General features: G+C 72.8%; 16 protein-coding genes. 8 read left to right on the top strand and 8 right to left on the bottom strand.

What is annotated here, in order from left to right:
- Positions 1-88: 88 nt before the first annotated feature.
- Both ACH4FH_RS28460 and ACH4FH_RS28455 read left to right on the top strand, forming a co-directional pair.
- Complete coding sequence (locus ACH4FH_RS28460) at positions 89-1,081, top strand: GlxA family transcriptional regulator (RefSeq protein ID WP_398558775.1); 993 nt, start codon at positions 89-91, stop codon at positions 1,079-1,081.
- A 93-nt stretch (positions 1,082-1,174) separates the two neighbouring features.
- Positions 1,175-2,620, top strand: coding sequence for an MFS transporter (locus ACH4FH_RS28455; protein ID WP_398558774.1), 1,446 nt, complete (start codon positions 1,175-1,177; stop codon positions 2,618-2,620).
- A 99-nt stretch (positions 2,621-2,719) separates the two neighbouring features.
- Here ACH4FH_RS28455 and ACH4FH_RS28450 read toward each other — a convergent pair whose 3' ends face one another.
- From ACH4FH_RS28450 to ACH4FH_RS28435, 4 genes are all read right to left on the bottom strand, one after another.
- Entirely contained in the window at positions 2,720-3,325 is a 606-nt protein-coding gene (locus tag ACH4FH_RS28450) for a response regulator (protein ID WP_398558773.1), read from the bottom strand.
- Positions 3,322-4,515: a sensor histidine kinase gene (locus ACH4FH_RS28445; RefSeq protein ID WP_398558808.1), complete on the bottom strand. Its 1,194-nt coding sequence runs from the start codon at positions 4,513-4,515 to the stop codon at positions 3,322-3,324. Before ACH4FH_RS28445 ends, ACH4FH_RS28450 begins: the two co-directional genes overlap by 4 nt.
- Before the next feature lie 174 nt (positions 4,516-4,689).
- Positions 4,690-5,418 (bottom strand): ABC transporter permease, encoded by a 729-nt coding sequence (locus tag ACH4FH_RS28440; protein WP_398558772.1) that lies wholly within the window; start codon positions 5,416-5,418, stop codon positions 4,690-4,692.
- Positions 5,418-6,467: an ABC transporter ATP-binding protein gene (locus ACH4FH_RS28435; RefSeq protein WP_398558807.1), complete on the bottom strand. Its 1,050-nt coding sequence runs from the start codon at positions 6,465-6,467 to the stop codon at positions 5,418-5,420. Before ACH4FH_RS28435 ends, ACH4FH_RS28440 begins: the two co-directional genes overlap by 1 nt.
- Positions 6,468-6,819: 352 nt before the next feature.
- On the opposite strand from ACH4FH_RS28435, the gene ACH4FH_RS28430 reads away from it, so the two are divergent.
- The 3 genes from ACH4FH_RS28430 (at position 6,820) to ACH4FH_RS28420 (ending at position 9,951) form a co-directional block, all read left to right on the top strand.
- Positions 6,820-7,704, top strand: coding sequence for a MaoC/PaaZ C-terminal domain-containing protein (locus tag ACH4FH_RS28430; protein WP_398558771.1), 885 nt, complete (start codon positions 6,820-6,822; stop codon positions 7,702-7,704).
- Between the two features lie 98 nt (positions 7,705-7,802).
- Positions 7,803-8,888, top strand: coding sequence for a Zn-dependent alcohol dehydrogenase (locus ACH4FH_RS28425; RefSeq protein ID WP_398558770.1), 1,086 nt, complete (start codon positions 7,803-7,805; stop codon positions 8,886-8,888).
- Positions 8,889-8,991: 103 nt separating this feature from the next.
- Entirely contained in the window at positions 8,992-9,951 is a 960-nt protein-coding gene (locus ACH4FH_RS28420) for a 3-oxoacyl-ACP reductase (protein WP_398558769.1), read from the top strand.
- A 126-nt stretch (positions 9,952-10,077) separates the two neighbouring features.
- Here the strand turns inward: ACH4FH_RS28420 and ACH4FH_RS28415 are convergent, their stop codons facing one another.
- On the bottom strand, positions 10,078-10,245 hold the full coding sequence (locus tag ACH4FH_RS28415) for a hypothetical protein (RefSeq protein ID WP_398558768.1): 168 nt from the start codon (positions 10,243-10,245) through the stop codon (positions 10,078-10,080).
- Positions 10,246-10,411: 166 nt separating this feature from the next.
- Positions 10,412-11,674, bottom strand: coding sequence for a hypothetical protein (locus ACH4FH_RS28410; protein WP_398558767.1), 1,263 nt, complete (start codon positions 11,672-11,674; stop codon positions 10,412-10,414).
- A gap of 264 nt (positions 11,675-11,938) precedes the next feature.
- On the opposite strand from ACH4FH_RS28410, the gene ACH4FH_RS28405 reads away from it, so the two are divergent.
- Genes ACH4FH_RS28405 through ACH4FH_RS28395 form a run of 3 tightly spaced genes read left to right on the top strand, consistent with a single transcriptional unit; the run spans position 11,939 to position 14,748 of the window.
- Entirely contained in the window at positions 11,939-12,814 is an 876-nt protein-coding gene (locus ACH4FH_RS28405) for a Nif3-like dinuclear metal center hexameric protein (protein ID WP_398558766.1), read from the top strand.
- Positions 12,811-13,554, top strand: a complete 744-nt coding sequence (locus tag ACH4FH_RS28400) for a zinc ribbon domain-containing protein (protein ID WP_398558806.1) — start codon at positions 12,811-12,813, stop codon at positions 13,552-13,554. The genes ACH4FH_RS28405 and ACH4FH_RS28400 overlap by 4 nt, the downstream gene beginning before the upstream one ends.
- A gap of 3 nt (positions 13,555-13,557) precedes the next feature.
- Positions 13,558-14,748: a bifunctional RNase H/acid phosphatase gene (locus ACH4FH_RS28395; RefSeq protein WP_398558765.1), complete on the top strand. Its 1,191-nt coding sequence runs from the start codon at positions 13,558-13,560 to the stop codon at positions 14,746-14,748.
- Positions 14,749-14,843: 95 nt separating this feature from the next.
- Here the strand turns inward: ACH4FH_RS28395 and eda are convergent, their stop codons facing one another.
- Together eda and yaaA are read right to left on the bottom strand one after the other, a co-directional pair.
- Positions 14,844-15,500, bottom strand: a complete 657-nt coding sequence (gene eda / locus ACH4FH_RS28390) for a bifunctional 4-hydroxy-2-oxoglutarate aldolase/2-dehydro-3-deoxy-phosphogluconate aldolase (protein WP_398558805.1) — start codon at positions 15,498-15,500, stop codon at positions 14,844-14,846.
- A gap of 88 nt (positions 15,501-15,588) precedes the next feature.
- Positions 15,589-16,386, bottom strand: coding sequence for a peroxide stress protein YaaA (yaaA, locus tag ACH4FH_RS28385; protein WP_398558764.1), 798 nt, complete (start codon positions 16,384-16,386; stop codon positions 15,589-15,591).
- Positions 16,387-16,413: the final 27 nt, after the last annotated feature.

The following is a 16,413-nucleotide window of genomic DNA, read 5'->3' as shown; positions in this document are numbered from 1 at the left end:
GTGGGCCGTCTGGAACGCTACGGACCCCGCGGAGTGTCGGCAATGTCATCTAGGATGCAGATCCGGACATGGCCGTCGAGGAGGTCCCATGACCAGCCCGGAACGCTCCGTCGTCATCGTCGTGTTCGACGGCGTGGATCTGCTCGACGTCACCGGGCCGCCGGAGGTGTTCTCCCTCGTGCGGCGCGAGAGCGACGACAGCAGCGGCTACCGCGTCCACCTGGCCGCCGAAAGCATGCTCCCGGTCACCACATCGGCCGGTGTGCGCGTCCTGCCCGACATCACCTTCGGCGAGGCAGCGGCGATGAGCATCGACACACTGCTGATCCCCGGCTCGGTGGAAGTCGACGACGAGCGCCGGATCCACCCGGTCACCGACCCCGGCATCGTCCGCCGGGTGGGGATCCTCGCGGGCCGCTCGCGCCGTATCGCCTCCGTGTGTGTCGGCGCGCATCTCCTCGCCGCGGCCGGGCTCCTCGACGGAAAGCGCGCCACCACGCACTGGTCGACGGCACCCCGGCTCGCCGCCGACCATCCGGAGGTCGAGGTCGACGCCGAACCGATCTTCATCCGCGACGGCAACGTGTGGACCGGCGCGGGCATCAGCTCCTGCCTGGATCTGTCCCTCGCCCTGGTCGCCGAGGACTTCGGTGAGGTGGTCGCGCTGCGCGTGGCCCGCCAGCTCGTGATGTACCTCAAGAGGTCCGGTGGGCAGAGCCAGTTCAGCGTCCCCCTGGAGCCCGTCTCCACGACGCGGCGCATCGAAGACCTGCGCCACCACATCATGCGCAACCTCGGCGAGCGGCTGACCACGGCGGACCTCGCCGCCCACGCGCACGTCAGCGAACGGCAACTCGCCCGCATCTTCAAGGCCGAACTCGGCATGACCCCCGCCGTCTACATCGAGTCGGCCCGCGTCGAGAGGGCGCGCCATGAGCTCGAATCCACCGACGTCACCCTCGAACGTCTGGCGTCCCTCTGCGGGTTCGGAACGACCGACACCCTGATCCGGGCGTTCCGCCGCACTCTCAACACCACACCGACCGAGTACCGGCTCCGCTTCCGTACCGTCCGTGCCTGATCCCGTCTCCGCCCCCGGCTCAAGCCCTAGGTCTTCGGTCACGTGGCGGGTGCACCGATATGCCGATGCGGTGGATACGTGACGGATGCGAGCATGGCCCGCATGCCCCCGATAGCCACCTCCACCACCCTGTCCGAAACCTCGCGGAGGGCGCCCGCACCCGCCTGGCTGGTGACGCTGCTGGTCTGCGCGGGGCAGTTCCTCGTCGTCCTCGACGTCTCCGTGGTGAACGTCGCCATGCCCGCCGTGCGGTCCGGTCTGGGCCTGAGCGAACTGGGCCTGCAGTGGGTCGTCAACGCCTACGTCATCACCTTCGCGGGGTTCATGCTGCTCGGCGGCCGGGTCGCCGACATCTTCGGACGCAAGCGGGTCTTCGTCCTCGGGCTCGCCCTCTTCACCCTCGCGAGCCTGGGCGGCGGGCTCGCCCGGGAGCCCTGGCAGTTGATCGCGGCCCGCACCGTGCAGGGCGTCGGCGCCGCGGTGCTCTCCCCGGCGACCCTCACGATCTTGACCACGTCGTTCCCGGCGGGCCCGGCCCGCACCCGGGCGATCGCGACCTGGACGGCGGTCGGCGCGGGCGGCGGCGCGGTGGGCGGGCTGGTCGGCGGGCTGCTCACCGAGTTCCTGTCCTGGCGGTGGGTGCTGCTGATCAATGTGCCGGTCGGCGCGCTCGTCCTGGCCGGCGCGGTCCGCTGGCTCACCGAGAGCCGGCGGGACGCCGGCCGGCGGTTGGACATCCCCGGCGCGCTGCTGGTGACCGGCGGCCTGGGGCTGGTGGCCTACGGCATCGTGCACACCGAGTCCGACGGCTGGACCTCGGCTCCCACGCTGCTGCCGCTGATCTCCGGGCTGGTCGTCGTGGCCGCCTTCATCGCCGTCGAGGCGCGCGCCAAGGCGCCGTTGATGCCGCTGGGGCTCTTCCGGCTGCGTTCGGTCTCCTCGGCCAACGCGGCGATGGTGCTGACCGGCGCCGCGATGTTCTCCATGTGGTACTTCCTGTCGCTCTACATGCAGAACGTGCTCGCCTATACGCCGCTGCAGGCCGGCCTGTCGTTCATCCCGCACTCCCTGAGCATCGTGCTGGGCTCGAAGATCGCCCCGCGGCTGATGAGCCGCGTGGGCGCCAAGACGCTGGCCGTTCTCGGGGCGCTGGTCTCGGCGTCCGGCATGGCATGGCAGGGCACGATGGGCGCCGACGGGACCTACCTCGGCACCATCCTGGGCCCCGGCATCCTGATGGCGCTCGGCGCGGGCCTGACCGCGACCCCCGTCGCCTCCATCGCCACGTCCGGCGCCGACGCGGACGACCAGGGCCTGGTCTCCGGTCTGATCAACACCTCGCGCCAGATGGGCGGCGCACTGGGCCTGTCGGTGCTGTCCACCGTCGCCGCCTCCCGGATGGAGAGCGGCCACGGCCGGTCGGCGTTGGCCGGCGGCTACGGCCTGGCGTTCCACGTTGGGGGGCTGCTGCTCGTCGCCGCCATCCTGCTGATGGTGGTCGCCCTGCCCCGGCGGCGGGCGGACGTCGCACCCCAATGAGCGGGGAGCGGGGAGCGGGACGAGGCTCAGGCCCGGCTCACCCGGTGCGCGCGCCGGGCACGGTCCCCCGTCGGCCCGTGCGGTCGCGGGCCCCGCCTGCTACAACCAGCCATTCCGGCGGGCGGCCCGCACGGCCTCCATGCGGTTGCGGGTGCCGGTCTTGCCGATGGCAGCCGAGAGGTAGTTGCGGACGGTGGCCTGGGACAGATGCAGCTTGCCGGCGATATCGGCGACGGTCGCGCCGTCCACGGCCGCGGTCAGCACATCGCGCTCGCGCTGGGTGAGCGGATTCGGCCCGGCGCTCAACGCCGCTGCGGCCAGCCCCGGGTCGATCACCCGCTCCCCGGCGAGCACCCGCCGGATCGCCGCCGCCAGCTCCTCGACCGGGCCGTCCTTCACCAGGAAGCCGGACGCTCCGGCCTCCATCGCGCGGCGCAGATAGCCGGGCCGGCCGAAGGTCGTCACGATCAGCACCTTGCAGGACGGCAGCCGCTCGCGCAGCTCGGCGGCGGCGTCCAGGCCGCTGCGGCCGGGGAGTTCGATGTCCAGCAGCGCGATGTCGGGACGGGCGTCGAGGGCGGCGGGGAGCACCGCGTCACCCGCCGCGACCTGCGCGACGACCTCCATGTCCGCCTCCAGGTCGAGCAGCAGCGCCAGCGCGCCCCGCATCATTCCCTGGTCCTCGGCCAGCAGGACCCTGATCACCTGGTCAACTCCTCCGCGTCCGTCAACTCATCCGCTCCCAGGGGCAGTTCGGCGCTGACCCGGAAGCCGCGCCGGCCGTCGGCCCCGCTGTGCAGCGTGCCGCCCGCCACAGCCAGCCGCTCCGCCAGCCCCTTCAGGCCGGTGCCGCCCACCGGGCCGTCCCCGCGGGCGTTCTCCCCGGAGCCGGAGCCGGAGCCGGAGCCGGAGCCGGAGCCGTCACCGGAGTCGCGCCCGTGGCCGCGAGGCCCGGCCGGATCCTCGGCAGCACCGGAGCATACGGGACCGCGCCCGTCGTCCGTGATCGTCAGCCGTACGCGGTCGGTGTCGGCGCGCACCTCGATCTCGCAGTGGGTGGCACGGCTGTGCCGGACGGTGTTGGTGACGCCCTCGCGGATCACCCAGCCGAGCAGCGCCCCGGTCTGCGGTGGCAGCGGCGGCCCGGAGCGCCGTACGACGGACTCGATCCCGGCCGCCTCCAGCACCGAGCGGGCCTTGTCCAGCTCCGTGCTCAGGCTGCCCTCGCGATAGCCGGTGACCGCCTCACGGATCTCGGTCAGCGCCTGCCGTCCGACCGCCTCGATGTCGGCGGCCTGGCCGAGCGCCGCGTCCAGATCGCGCGGCGCCAGCCGGCGCACCGCCTCCGCCTTGACCACCACCACGGACAGGGTGTGTCCCAGCAGATCGTGCAGATCGCGGGAGAACCGCAGCCGCTCCTTCTCCACGGCGCTGCGGGCCAGCTCCTGACGTGTGGTCCGCAGCTCCTGGATGGTGTCGAACAGGCTCAGGACCGTGGCGGTCACCATGCCGGAGAGGAATGTGCCGTACCCGATGCCGAAGGAGCCCCAGGGGTCGTCGTCGTGCCACCCCGCCAGGAACCCGGCCGAGCCGCTGAGCGTGACCAGCCAGAAGGCGAGCTTCTTGCCGCGCAACGCCCGCACCGTGCCGGAGGCCAGCGAGAGCAGCGGGAAGAACAGGAACCAGTTGCCGCCGAAGCCGAGCGCGATCGCGTACGTGAGCGCCGTCAGCGCCGCCAGGGCGTAGAGGGGGTAGCGGGAGTCGCGCCGCCTCGGGTCGAAGGAGGCGAAGACGACGCCGATGTAGAGGGAGTTGAAGGTGAGGAGTCCGGCGCCGGCCAGCCATGGGTTGCCCGTCTTGCCCTGGATGATGTTGGAAAACGCTCCCAGGCCCATCAGCAGCCAGGGCAGGAAGGCGTACCGCCCCGGCCCCTGGTCGTCCGTGTCCTTGCCGGATTTCTTCGGCTTGCACGACCAGGCGCGCGTCCCGCCACCCGGGCCGGCGCCGCTGTCCTGCGGCTTCCTGCTCTCCTGCACTGTGACTTCCTCGGTCGTCATGGCCACCGCCGATCACACCGTGCGTGCGGCCCGACGGTACGCGTACACCGCATATCCGCCGAAGAGTGCCAGCCACGCCGCCAGCACCGCCACTGTGGTGATCCCTGGTGCGCTGCCGTGCGTGATGCTCACACCGAGGTCGGCGAAGCGGTGGGCGGGAGTCCAGACGGAGAGCGAGCGCAGCCAGCCGGGGAACGCCTCGACCGGGAACCACAGTCCGCCGATGATCGAGAGCAGCAGCAGACAGCCGGTGTTGATCAGTCCGGTGGCCTGCGAGGAGAGGCGGTAGCCGTTGCCGAGGCCGAGCAGGGTGAAGGGGGCGGTGCCCGCCCAGAGGACGAGGACCAGCGCCGCCCACTGCCAGGCGGGCATCCGGACGCCGTTGACCAGCGCGCCCACCAGCAACACCACGGCGATGGCCGGCAGCACCGTCACCGAACCCGTCAGCCCGCGGCCGACGACCACCCGCGCCGGGCTCAGCGGGGTGATCCGCAGTTGCCGCAACCAGCCCAGGCTCTTGTCCTCGGCGACGCCGGTGCCGGTGCCGATCGCCGCGCCGAGCGCGCCGTACGCGGCCATCCCGACCATCGCGGAGATCTTCCACTCCATCGAGGCGCCGCCGGGGCCCGTGCCGATGTTGGTGAACAGCAGATACATGAGCACCGGCATGCCGATACCGAAGATCACAAAGCCCTTGTCGCGCAGCGTGCGCCGGACTTCGAGCCGGATGTAGTCGAACATCACGCAAGCTCCTTGGCGGACGGGGCGGACGGGGCGGACGGGGCGGACGGGGCGGACGAAGCCGATGCGGGGGACGGCGGGGCGGTGCCGCCGCCGGTACCCGCGCCCGTGCCGGTGGCCGGGGCGCCGGCCGACGAGGTCAGTGCCAGGAACGCGTCCTCCAGGCTTGCGGGAGCCACCTCCAGGCCGCGGACGAGGCCCAGCCCGGCCAGCGCCAGCACCGTCGCGTCCGAGTCCGAGGTGCGCAGCATCGCGCGGTCGCCGCGCACTTCGAGGGCGGTCACCCCGGGCAGCTCCGGCAGTGGCCCGGTCGGCGCTCCGGCGAGGTCGAAGGCGACCAGCGATCTGCCGGCCCGCCGCTTGATCGCCTCACCGCTGCCGTCCGCGACGACCCGCCCGCGGTCGATCACCACGATCCGGTCGGCGTGGTCGTCGGCCTCCTCCAGGTAGTGGGTGGAGAACAGGATGGTGTTTCCGCGCCGTGCGTACGCCCGCATGGAGCGCCAGAAGGCCCGGCGCGCCTCGACGTCCAGCGCCGCGGTCGGCTCGTCCAGCACCAGCAGTTCGGGGTTGCCGGCCAGCGCCACCGCGAAGCGGACCCGCTGGGCCTGCCCGCCGGACAGCTTGTCCACCCGGCGCCCGCCGAACTCGCCGAGCCCGGCCAGCTCCAGGGTCTCGGTGACATCCATCGGCCGCGGGTAGGTGGCCGCCACGAAGCTGATCAGCTCGCGGACCGTGACCCGGGGTATCGGTTTGCCGTCCTGCAGCATCGCGCCCACTCTGCCCGCCCGCACCGCCTGCTCCGGCTCCCCGCCGAACAGCCGCACCGCTCCCGAGTCGGGCGGCAGCAGCCCCAGCAGCATGCTGAGGGTGGTGGACTTGCCGGCGCCGTTGCGGCCCAGCAGCGCCACCGTCTCGCCGGCCGCGATGTCCAGATCCAGTCCGTCCACGGCCCGGACCGCGCCGTAACTCCGGGTGACTCCGGAGAACCTCACCGCCGCGTGGGACGTGCCGTTTCCGTCCGCCCCGCTCGCTCTGCCCGTCTTCATCATGTCGACGACGTTACGGAGCGTATCCACCCTGCGGCAGAGGCGAATGTGTGCGATCTCCCCTGACAAATGTCATGGGTCGGCCGCCCCGGCGCGCCCGGCACCGTATCTGACAATGCGTCAGGGGTCTTTCGGCTGCCGGACGGATCGGCTATACATGAGACCCATCGGCTAGAACGCGTTCTAGAAGTGCGCTGACCGTGTGGACCGCGCCGGCTGCGCCGGTTGAGCGGACCGCGCTGAACCGCGCTGACAGGGCGCCGCCGGGCCGACCGGATACGACCCCGGCCCGGCCGACGGTGCGGACGGCCGGGCCGGGGTCTTCACACCGTGGTGAAGGAGCAACAGCCCCATGCCCATCGACGCCGCCAAGGCCACCTCCGCCGAGCCGCGGACCACCGAACTCGCCTGGGACCACAAGGACGTCCAGCTCTACCACCTCGGTATCGGAGCCGGCGCGCCCACACCGGAGAAGCCGCACCCGGCCACCGACCCCGACGAGCTGCGCTACACCCTGGAGAGCGCACTGCACGTGCTGCCCAGTTTCGCGACCGTCGCGGGGGGAGGTATGGCGCTCGCCGGCGGCCTCTCCGCGCCCGGCATCGAGGTCGACCTCGCCGCCGTGCTCCACGGTGGCCAGACCGTCACCGTGCACCGCGCGCTACCGGTGCGCGGCAGCGCCACTCAGACCTCCACCGTCCCGGCCGTCCACGACAAGACCAAGGCAGCCGTCATCGTGCTGCGCTCCGAAGTGGCCGACGCGGATGGACCGCTGTGGACCTGCGACACCCAGATCTTCGTGCGCGGTGAGGGCGGATTCGGTGGCGACCGCGGCCCCTCCGCCCGCCTCGAACTCCCCGACCGCGCCCCCGACCTCACCACCGAGCGGCTCATCCGCGAGGACCAGGCGCTGCTCTACCGCCTCTCCGGTGACTGGAATCCGCTGCACGCCGATCCGGAGTTCGCGAAACTCGCCGGCTTCGACCGGCCGATCCTGCACGGTCTGTGCTCCTACGGCGTCACGCTCAAGGCCGTGGTCGACACGGCGCTGGGCGGCGACGTCTCCCGCGTCGGCTCGTACAGCACGCGCTTCGCCGGCGTCGTCTTCCCGGGCGAGACCCTGCGGATCCGCATGTGGCGCGACGCTCCCGGGCCGGGCCGCATCCAGGTGTCGGTCACCGCCGTCGACCGCGACGACGCCCCCGTCCTCGCCGACACCGTCATCGCCCACAACTGACCCGCACCGACACATCGACCGACCGGCGCACCGCCCGCACCGGCGTCACCGGCGTCACCGGCCACCGCACCGTCCGTACGTACGAGAGGAGCCGCGCCGTGCGCGCAGCCGTACAGCATGAGACAGGACAGGACAAGCTCGAAGTCCTCGACGACATCGAGGCGGTGGGGTTCGGTCCCGGCAAGGTCAAGATACGGATACGGGCGACCGGCCTGTGCCATTCGGACCTCTCCGCGATGAACGGCGTACTGCCGCAGCCCGCACCCTTCGTCCCCGGACACGAGGGCGCCGGCGAGATCCTCGATGTGGGCGACGGCGTCACCGGCCTCCAGCAGGGCGACCGGGTGCTGATGTGCTGGCTGCCGGCCTGCGGCAGCTGTCCGTCCTGCAAGCGCGGCCAGACCCACCTCTGTCTGGCCGGTTTCATGAACGCGGGGACCCCCAACTTCCGTCGCGCAAACGGCAGTTCCACCGACGTCTTCGGATTCGCGGGGACCGGCACCTTCGCGGAGGAGGTCGTCGTCGGGGCGAACTGCGCGGTCCCCATCCCCGACGATGTGCCCTACGACATCGCCGCGCTGATCGGCTGCGGCGTCACCACGGGCCTCGGGGCGGCGATCAACACCGCCAAGGTGACGGCCGGTTCCTCCGTCGCCGTCATCGGCTGCGGCGGCGTCGGCATCTCCACCATCCAGGGCGCCCGCGCCTGCGGCGCCGCCCAGATCATCGCCGTCGACCCGGTGGCCGCCCGCCGCGAGGCGGCCCTGCGCTTCGGCGCCACCGAGGCCGTCACCCCGGAGGAACTCGCCGACGCCAAGGCCCGGATCACCGCCGGGGAGGGCTTCGACTACGTCTTCGAGGTCGTCGGCAAGTCCGCCACCGCCCGTACCGCCTACGAGACGACGCGCCGCGGCGGCACCCTGTGCGTGGTGGGCGCGGGAGCCATGGACGACACCTTCCAGGTCAATATGTTCGAGCTGTTCTTCGACGAGAAGCGGATCCTGCCGTCGCTCTACGGCGGCGGGGACGTGCTGCGCTCCTACGAGCGCGCCATCGCCCTGTGGCGGGCCGGCCGGATCGATCTGGAAGGGCTGATCACTCACCGCGTCCGGCTCGCCGAGATCAACGACGCCCTCGACCAGATGCGCACCGGCACCTCGCTGCGCACCTGCATCGAAATCTGACCGTACGAGTCGAGAACCGACCGGTACGACCCGCACGGACAGGCGCCGCGCCGAGAGCCGATCCGCACGCACGCCTGCCGTATCGAGAGCCGAGGGGACAGCAATGGCACAGCCACTTGACGGCCTGACCGCGATCGTCACCGGTGCCGGGCGGGGCCTGGGCCGCGCCGAGGCGCTGGAACTCGCCCGCCTGGGCGCCGATGTCGTCGTGAACGACTTCGGGCAGCCGGGCCGAGACGGCTCCGGTGAGGCGTCCGCGGCCCCCGCCGAGGAGACCGCCGAGGAAATCCGCGCGGCGGGCGGCCGGGCCGTCGCCCACCTCGGCGACGTCGCCGACTTCGAGCAGGCCGGCGCCCTGGTGCAACTGGCCGTCGACACCTACGGGCAGCTCGACATCCTGGTGAACAACGCGGGCATCCTGCGGGACCGGATGATCTTCTCCATGACCGAGGACGAGTGGGACTCGGTGATCCGTGTCCACCTCAAGGGCCACTTCAATACCACCCACTTCGCGGCCGCGCACTGGCGCGCGCGCTCCAAGGCGGCCGGCGGCCCGGTCTACGGCCGGATCGTCAACACCTCCTCCGAGGCGTTCCTCGCGGGCTCGGCCGGCCAGCCCAACTACGCCGCGGCCAAGGGCGGCATCGTCGGCCTCACCACCTCCACGGCCCTGGCACTGGCCAAATACGGTGTCACCGCCAACGTCATCTGCCCGCGCGCCCGCACCCGGATGACCGAGGACGTCTTCGCCGGCATCCCCGCACACGGGGCGGGCGAGACCGCCGCGGGGGCAAAGCCGGACCCCCTCGCGCCCGAGCATGTCTCGCCGCTCGTCGGCTACCTGGCCTCGCCTGCCGCGGCCGAGGTCAACGGGCAGTTGCTGGTGGTGCACGGCGGAATGGTCGCGGTCGCCGAACGGCCGCGGATCGCCGCGAAGTTCGACACCGCGAAGGACACCTTCAGTTACCAGGAGCTCGACGACCTGCTCACGCCCTACTACGCCGAGCGCCCACCCGGCGAGACCTTCGCGGCGGCGGAGGTGCTGGGGCTGCGGCACGGCTGATGCCCCGGCCCGGCGTGCGGGCCGGGCGTCGCCACACAAACGGCCGTGGCCGCCGCACCGCGGGTGAGCGGTGCGGCGGCCACGGCCGTGCGCGTCGGGCGCCGGCAAAACCCCGCCGGACGGGCCCTACGCGTCCTGGGTCTGCTTGACCCTGCGGTGCCGTCCGTTGGCGGCGTCCCTGGCCTCTTCCGTGGCGGCCGGGCCACGGTGCCTGCCGGAGTTCGCCGCCGCGGCGGCCTGGGCGGACGCCTCCTGCGGGCGCGCCTCGGTCGTATCGGTTCGGGCTTCGGACATGAAAAGACTCCGTCGGATCGCTTACAGCTGTACGCGTCGGGACCTCCCCCAGCTACTGCCGGGCCAAGAGGAGAGGCGGGCTCTCCTCCCGGGCAGCACCGTCGGTGGCCGGTCAACCGGCTGCGTAGCCCCCGTCAAAAATTCTAACGGGGTGGGTGACGGTGCTTCATGGGGCCTCCCGGGTCGCCAGTGGTGCCTGTTGCAAGGGCACTGGCCTGCACATATGGGGATGCGCGGGGTCGTCGTACGGTTCCCGTCCGGTGGCGTCGGGATGTGCGGATGATGTGGAGCCGTTGTCAGGATCCACAGCATCCGGGACAATCCCCGCGCTCACCCGGGGGTCGCACCCGTCGACCGGCGTCGAGGTCACCGCGACGGCCGCCCGCGCGCTCCGCCGCGGGACCGGTTCCGGAGTGGGCTCAAGCGGTATGGCCATCCGCGCCACGCCGCACGGCACCGCGTCCGTCGCGTACGGCAGCAGCAGTTCGCCGCCCGTCGTCCACAGGCCGGTCCCCGCCAGCCACCCCTCCGGCGCCGGGAACTGCCGCAGCTGCCGGCCGTCGGGCCGCCACACGCCCAGCCGGGTGCCGCTCGCCGCATCGAGCCGGAACGCCACCGCGCAGCTCTCCGGCGTCAGCTGCTGCCCCGGCTGGACCGCGAACGGCCGCACCGCCGTGTCGGCGGGCCGCAGGCACTCCGGGAAGCGCACCGGCAGGCTGCTGCCGAGCACGCCCCAGCCCAGCCGGTCGTGGCCCGGAGCGTCCGACCGCACGATCAGCAGGCCGCTGTCCGGATCGGCAAGCAGCAGCCGGTCGTTGCTGTCCTCGGTGATCTGCAGCAGCAGGCCGGCCTCACCGCCCTGAACCGGATCGACCACGATGGTCTTCGTCCGGCCGTCCCACTCCCGGTCAAGGGCCAGCAGCCGGCCGCCCCGGTCCAGCCAGGCGCCGCCCGTGCAGCGGCCCGGCAGTTCGGTGATCGGCTCCGGGCCGCGGCCGCCGCCGTGCACCAGCCACAGCGTGGTGCTGTGCGTGCCGGGCGCCAGGGCGTAGGCGAGCACGCCGCCCGGGGCCGGTGGCAGCAGGGTCAGCTCCGGCGCCTCGATGGTGCCGAGCGGGAGTTCACCGGTCCCCGGCCCCGTCGGGTAGAGCAGCGAGAGGGCGAAGTACGCGGCGACCCGGCGCAGGATCAGCACCCTGCCGTCCGCGAGCGGCAGCAGTTCGCTGTCCGGCTCCTCCGGCTGGCGACCCGGGAGCGGAACGGCGTACGGCTCGGGGCCGTTGATCGTCCAGCGCTCCGGAAACCAGCTCCCGGCGGCATCGTCGTGACGGGCGAGCCGGGCGCCGTACGAGCCGTCGGCGGCGATCGTCAGTGCCGCGCGATACGGGCTTTCGCGCGTCCACGCACCCTCAGTTGCACAGATCGTCATCGAGTGGTCACCTCCAGTCAGGAACCGAAGCTAGTTTTTACAGTTACGGCCGATCAACGCGAGTTGCCGCACTTCACGCATAAGGGTGGCGATTGTCCCGTTCTCCCGTGTCGGGCGGGGCGGTTGTGCTTCGCCTTTCAACGAGCGGGGAGCGAGGACGGAGCGAGGCCGCCCGCAGGGCCCGGGGAGGGGACCGGACCGGCGGTGCGGCCGGTGGTGACCGCGACTCGTCGTCGGGGCACGGGTGGGAGGTAACCTTCCCCCGTGCCCGCACTGTCTGAAGTCCTCACCGCGCTCGATGCCCTCTGGCCCCCGGAGCGGGCCGAGGAGTGGGACGCCGTCGGCACGGTCTGCGGAGACCCCGACTCCGAGGTCCGACGTGTGCTCTTCGCCGTCGACCCGCTCCAGGAGATCGCCGACGAGGCCGTGCAGCTCGGCGCCGACCTCCTCGTCACCCACCACCCGCTCTACCTGCGCGGCACGACCACGGTCGCCGCGTCGACCTTCAAGGGCAAGGTCGTCCACACCCTGATCAAGCACGACATCGCGCTGCATGTCGCGCACACCAACGCCGACACCGCCGACCCCGGTGTCTCCGACGCGCTGGCCGGCGCCCTGGACCTGCGCGTCCTCGGCCCGCTGGTGCCGGACCCGAGCGACCCGGCGGGTCACCGTGGCCTGGGCCGGGTCTGCGAACTGGCGCACCCGCTGACGCTGGCCGACTTCACGGCGTACGCCGCGGCGCGGCTGCCGGCCACCGCCCAGGGCATCCGGGCGGCCGGCGACCCGGACCGCGAGATCCGGACCGTCGCCGTCTCCGGCGGCTCCGGCGACAGCCTCTTCGGCGCGGTACGGGCGGCGGGCGTGGACGCGTTCCTCACCGCCGACCTGCGCCACCACCCGGCCTCCGAGGCCACCCAGACCACCGGGAGCACCCCGCCGGCGCTGCTCGACGCCGCCCACTGGGCCACCGAATGGCCGTGGTGCGAGCAGGCCGCGGCCCAGCTCGACGCGGTCTCCGACCGGCACGGCTGGGGCCTGCGCACGCATGTCTCCCGTACGGTCACCGACCCCTGGACCGCCCACGCGGCGTCCGCCCCCATTACCGCCCCGACGAACACAACAGGAGCCCCACGCTGAACGCCGCGCCCGCCGACCAGATCCGCCTCCTCGAGGTACAGGCCCTGGACGTCCGTCTGTCCCAGCTCGCGCACAAGCGCAAGAACCTGCCCGAGCTCGCCGAGCTGCAGGCCCTGGAGGCCGACCTCGTCCAGCAGCGCGACCTGCTCGTCGCCGCCCAGACCGAGGAGAGCGACACCGCCCGCGAGCAGACCAAGGCGGAGCAGGACGTGGACCAGGTGCGCCAGCGCGCCGCCCGCGACCAGAAGCGCCTGGACTCCGGCGCCGTGACCTCCCCGAAGGACCTGGAGAACCTCCAGCGCGAACTGGTCTCCCTCGCCAAGCGCCAGGGTGACCTGGAGGACGTCGTCCTTGAGGTCATGGAGCGCCGCGAGGCCGCCCAGGAGCGGGCCGCCGAGCTCACCGACCGGGTCGCGTCCATCCAGGCCAAGGCCGACGACGCCGGCACGCGCCGGGACGCCGCGTACGCCGAGATCGACGCCGAGCGCGGCACGGTCACCAAGGAGCGCGAGCTGACCGTCGCCGACATCCCGGCCGACCTCCTCAAGCTGTACGACAAGATCCGCGCGAAGGAGGGCGGCGTCGGTGCGGCCCGCCTCTTCCAGCGCCGCTGCGAGGGCTGCCGGCTGGAGCTGAACATCACCGAGGTCAACGACGTGCGGGCGGCCCCCGCCGACGAGGTCCTGCGGTGCGAGAACTGCCACCGCATCCTGGTCCGCACGCCGGACTCGGGCCTGTAGGCCATGCCGCGCAGCTTCATCGTCGAAGCGGACGGCGGGTCCCGGGGTAACCCGGGGCCCGCCGGCTACGGCGCGGTCGTCATCGACCCGGCGACGGGCGAGACGCTGGCCGAGGCCGCCGAGTTCATCGGCACCGCGACCAACAACGTCGCCGAGTACAAAGGGCTGCTGGCCGGCCTCCGGGCCGCCCACGCCCTCGACCCGCAGGCGCAGGTGCGGGTGCGGATGGACTCCAAGCTCGTCGTCGAGCAGATGTCGGGCCGCTGGAAGATCAAGCACCCGGACATGAAGCCGCTCGCCGCCGAGGCTCAGCGCATCCTCCCGCCGTCGCAGGTCACTTACGAGTGGATCCCGCGGGCGAACAACAAGCACGCCGACCGGCTCGCCAACGAGGCGATGGACGCCGGCAAGCTCGGCAAGCAGTGGGAGCCGGGCAACTCCCGGGCGGCACTGGACGCAGGGCCCGCCCGCAGCGCCGCCGCGCTCGCCGCCGACGCGGCCGCCGAGGCCGATGAGGCCGCCGATGCGGCCACCGCGAGCGCCCCGCCGGTCGGCTGGGCTCCCGCCGACCTCGGGGCACCCGCGACATTCGTCCTGCTGCGGCACGGCGAGACCGCCCTGACGCCCGAGAAGCGGTTCTCCGGCAGCGGCGGCACCGACCCGGAGCTGTCGGCCGCCGGCCGCCGGCAGGCCGAGGCGGCCGCCGTCGCACTGGCCGCCCGCGGCACCGTCCAGGCCGTCGTCAGCTCACCGCTGCGGCGCTGCCGGGAGACGGCCGGGACGGTCGCGGCCCGGCTGGGCCTGGAGGTCCGGATCGACGAGGGGCTGCGCGAGACGGACTTCGGCGCCTGGGAGGGGCTGACCTTCGCCGAGGTGCGCGAGCGGTTCCCCGACGAGCTCGACACCTGGCTGGCCTCCGCCAAGGCCGCGCCCCCCGGCGGCGAGTCCTTCGCCTCGGTCGCCCGCCGGGTCGCGGTGGCCCGCGACAAGCTCATCGCCCGGTACGCGGGCAAGACCGTCCTGGTCGTCACCCATGTGACGCCGATCAAGACGCTGGTCCGGCTCGCGCTGGGCGCGCCGCCGGAGTCGCTGTTCCGTATGGAGCTGTCCGCGGCGTCCCTGTCGGCGGTCGCCTACTACGCCGACGGCAATGCCTCGCTGCGGCTGCTGAACGACACGTCGCACCTGCGGTAGCGGGGGAGCGAGCAGCGGAAGGGCCCGGCACACCGAGGTGTGCCGGGCCCTGCCATGTCCAGCTCCGGGGGAAAGCTGGACGGTTCGGGGGTGGCTCAGATGGCCAACGCCGCGGCCTCGCGGGCGAGTTCACGTACCCGGTCCCAGTCCTTCGCGGCCAGCGCGTCGGCGGGGAGCATCCATGTGCCGCCGACGCAGCCCACGTTGGGCAGCGCGAGGTACGACGGCGCCGACGCCAGGGAGATCCCGCCGGTCGGGCAGAAGCGGGCCTGGGGCAGCGGCGCGGACAGCGACTTGAGGTAAGCGGTGCCGCCCGCCGCCTCGGCCGGGAAGAACTTCATCTCGGTGACGCCCTCGTCGAGCAGCGTCACCACCTCCGAGGCGGTTGAGACGCCCGGCAGGAACGGCACTCCGCTGTCCCGCATCGCGCCCAGCAGCCGCGGCGACCAGCCGGGGCTGACCAGGAAGCGGGAGCCGGCCGCGCGGGCCGCGTCGACATCGGCGGGGGTGAGCAGGGTGCCGGCGCCGATCACCGCGTCCGGGACCTCCTCGGCGACGGCGCGGATCGCGTCCAGCGCGGCGGGCGTGCGCAGGGTCACCTCGATCGCGGGCAGTCCGCCCGCGACGAGTGCCCGGGCGAGCGGAACGGCGTCCGCGGCGTCGTGCAGGACGACAACCGGTACGACGGGGGCGAGCCCGAGGACCGAGGGGGCGGCGGGCACGGAGGAGGCGGCGCTAGTCACGCCGCCTATAGTGCGCCACCGATCCACTCTACGCAACGAGCGTTGCACATGTTGCAACGCATCCCCGTGTGTCGGCAACGTCAGGGACGGCGGCGGCTCACAGCTCCGTCACGATCACATCCACCGACCACGCCTTGCCCGCCTTCGCCGGGGCCTGCGCCTCCACCGCATGGCCCAGCCCACGCAGCGCGTCCACCAGCTCCGCGGGGCCGGCCGGATCGAGCCCCGCCGTCAGCAGATCCCGCACCAGCCGGCCCTTGGTCGCCTTGTTGAAGTGGCTGACCACCGACCGCTTCTCGACCCCGTTCACGACCTTCGACTGGAGTACCCGCACCGTCGCCGTACGCCCGGCGATCTCTCCCTTGGGCTTCCACGCCGTCGCGTACGCCGCCGACCGCAGATCGAGCACCAGCCCGTCCCCGGCCGCCGCCGGCATCACCTCCGCCATCGGCGCCCGCCAGAACGCGCCCAGCGCACCCAGCCCCGGCAGCTTCACGCCCATCGAGCAGCGGTAGGACGGGATCCGGTCACCGATCCGCACGGCGCCCCACAGGCCCGAGAACACCAGCAGCGACCGCTCGGCGCGCTCCCGCGCCGCCGCGTCCAGGGACGCGAGCCCCAGAGCGTCGTAGAGCACCCCGGTGTAGATCTCCCCGGCAGGCCGCGTCCCCGCGGTGCGCAGCCCCGCGTTCTTGCCGACCTCGCCCTTGAGGCCCTCGCTGAGCCCGAGCACCTCCTGCGCCTTGGTCTCGTCCGCCGCGCACAGCTCGACGAGCTCCTCCAGCACGGCCGCCCGCGCGGCGGTCAGCCCCGGCAGGGACAGCGCGGCCGGCTCCAGCGGTGCCCCGGCCCCTCCGGCGGACTTCCCTTCGGACGGCGGCAACAGCACGAGCACGGTGTTCTCCTTCACGGCGGTACGGGC

This window comes from Streptomyces sp. NPDC017993, assembly GCF_044328065.1.
Lineage (GTDB): Bacteria > Actinomycetota > Actinomycetes > Streptomycetales > Streptomycetaceae > Streptomyces.
The sequence above is the reverse complement of the archived record's forward strand: the minus strand, read 5'-3'. Positions and strand labels throughout refer to the sequence as shown.

What these genes read in the sequence shown, in the direction of transcription:
- ACH4FH_RS28395 (WP_398558765.1), top strand. Translation starts at nt 13,558, where the DNA reads ATGCCGCGCAGCTTCATCGTCGAAGCGGACGGCGGGTCCCGGGGTAAC.
- ACH4FH_RS28455 (WP_398558774.1), top strand. Translation starts at nt 1,175, where the DNA reads ATGGCCCGCATGCCCCCGATAGCCACCTCCACCACCCTGTCCGAAACC.
- ACH4FH_RS28445 (WP_398558808.1), bottom strand. Translation starts at nt 4,515, where the DNA reads ATGGGCCTGGGAGCGTTTTCCAACATCATCCAGGGCAAGACGGGCAAC.
- ACH4FH_RS28440 (WP_398558772.1), bottom strand. Translation starts at nt 5,418, where the DNA reads ATGTTCGACTACATCCGGCTCGAAGTCCGGCGCACGCTGCGCGACAAG.
- ACH4FH_RS28410 (WP_398558767.1), bottom strand. Translation starts at nt 11,674, where the DNA reads ATGACGATCTGTGCAACTGAGGGTGCGTGGACGCGCGAAAGCCCGTAT.
- ACH4FH_RS28460 (WP_398558775.1), top strand. Translation starts at nt 89, where the DNA reads ATGACCAGCCCGGAACGCTCCGTCGTCATCGTCGTGTTCGACGGCGTG.
- ACH4FH_RS28430 (WP_398558771.1), top strand. Translation starts at nt 6,820, where the DNA reads ATGCCCATCGACGCCGCCAAGGCCACCTCCGCCGAGCCGCGGACCACC.
- ACH4FH_RS28415 (WP_398558768.1), bottom strand. Translation starts at nt 10,245, where the DNA reads ATGTCCGAAGCCCGAACCGATACGACCGAGGCGCGCCCGCAGGAGGCG.
- ACH4FH_RS28420 (WP_398558769.1), top strand. Translation starts at nt 8,992, where the DNA reads ATGGCACAGCCACTTGACGGCCTGACCGCGATCGTCACCGGTGCCGGG.
- ACH4FH_RS28435 (WP_398558807.1), bottom strand. Translation starts at nt 6,467, where the DNA reads ATGAAGACGGGCAGAGCGAGCGGGGCGGACGGAAACGGCACGTCCCAC.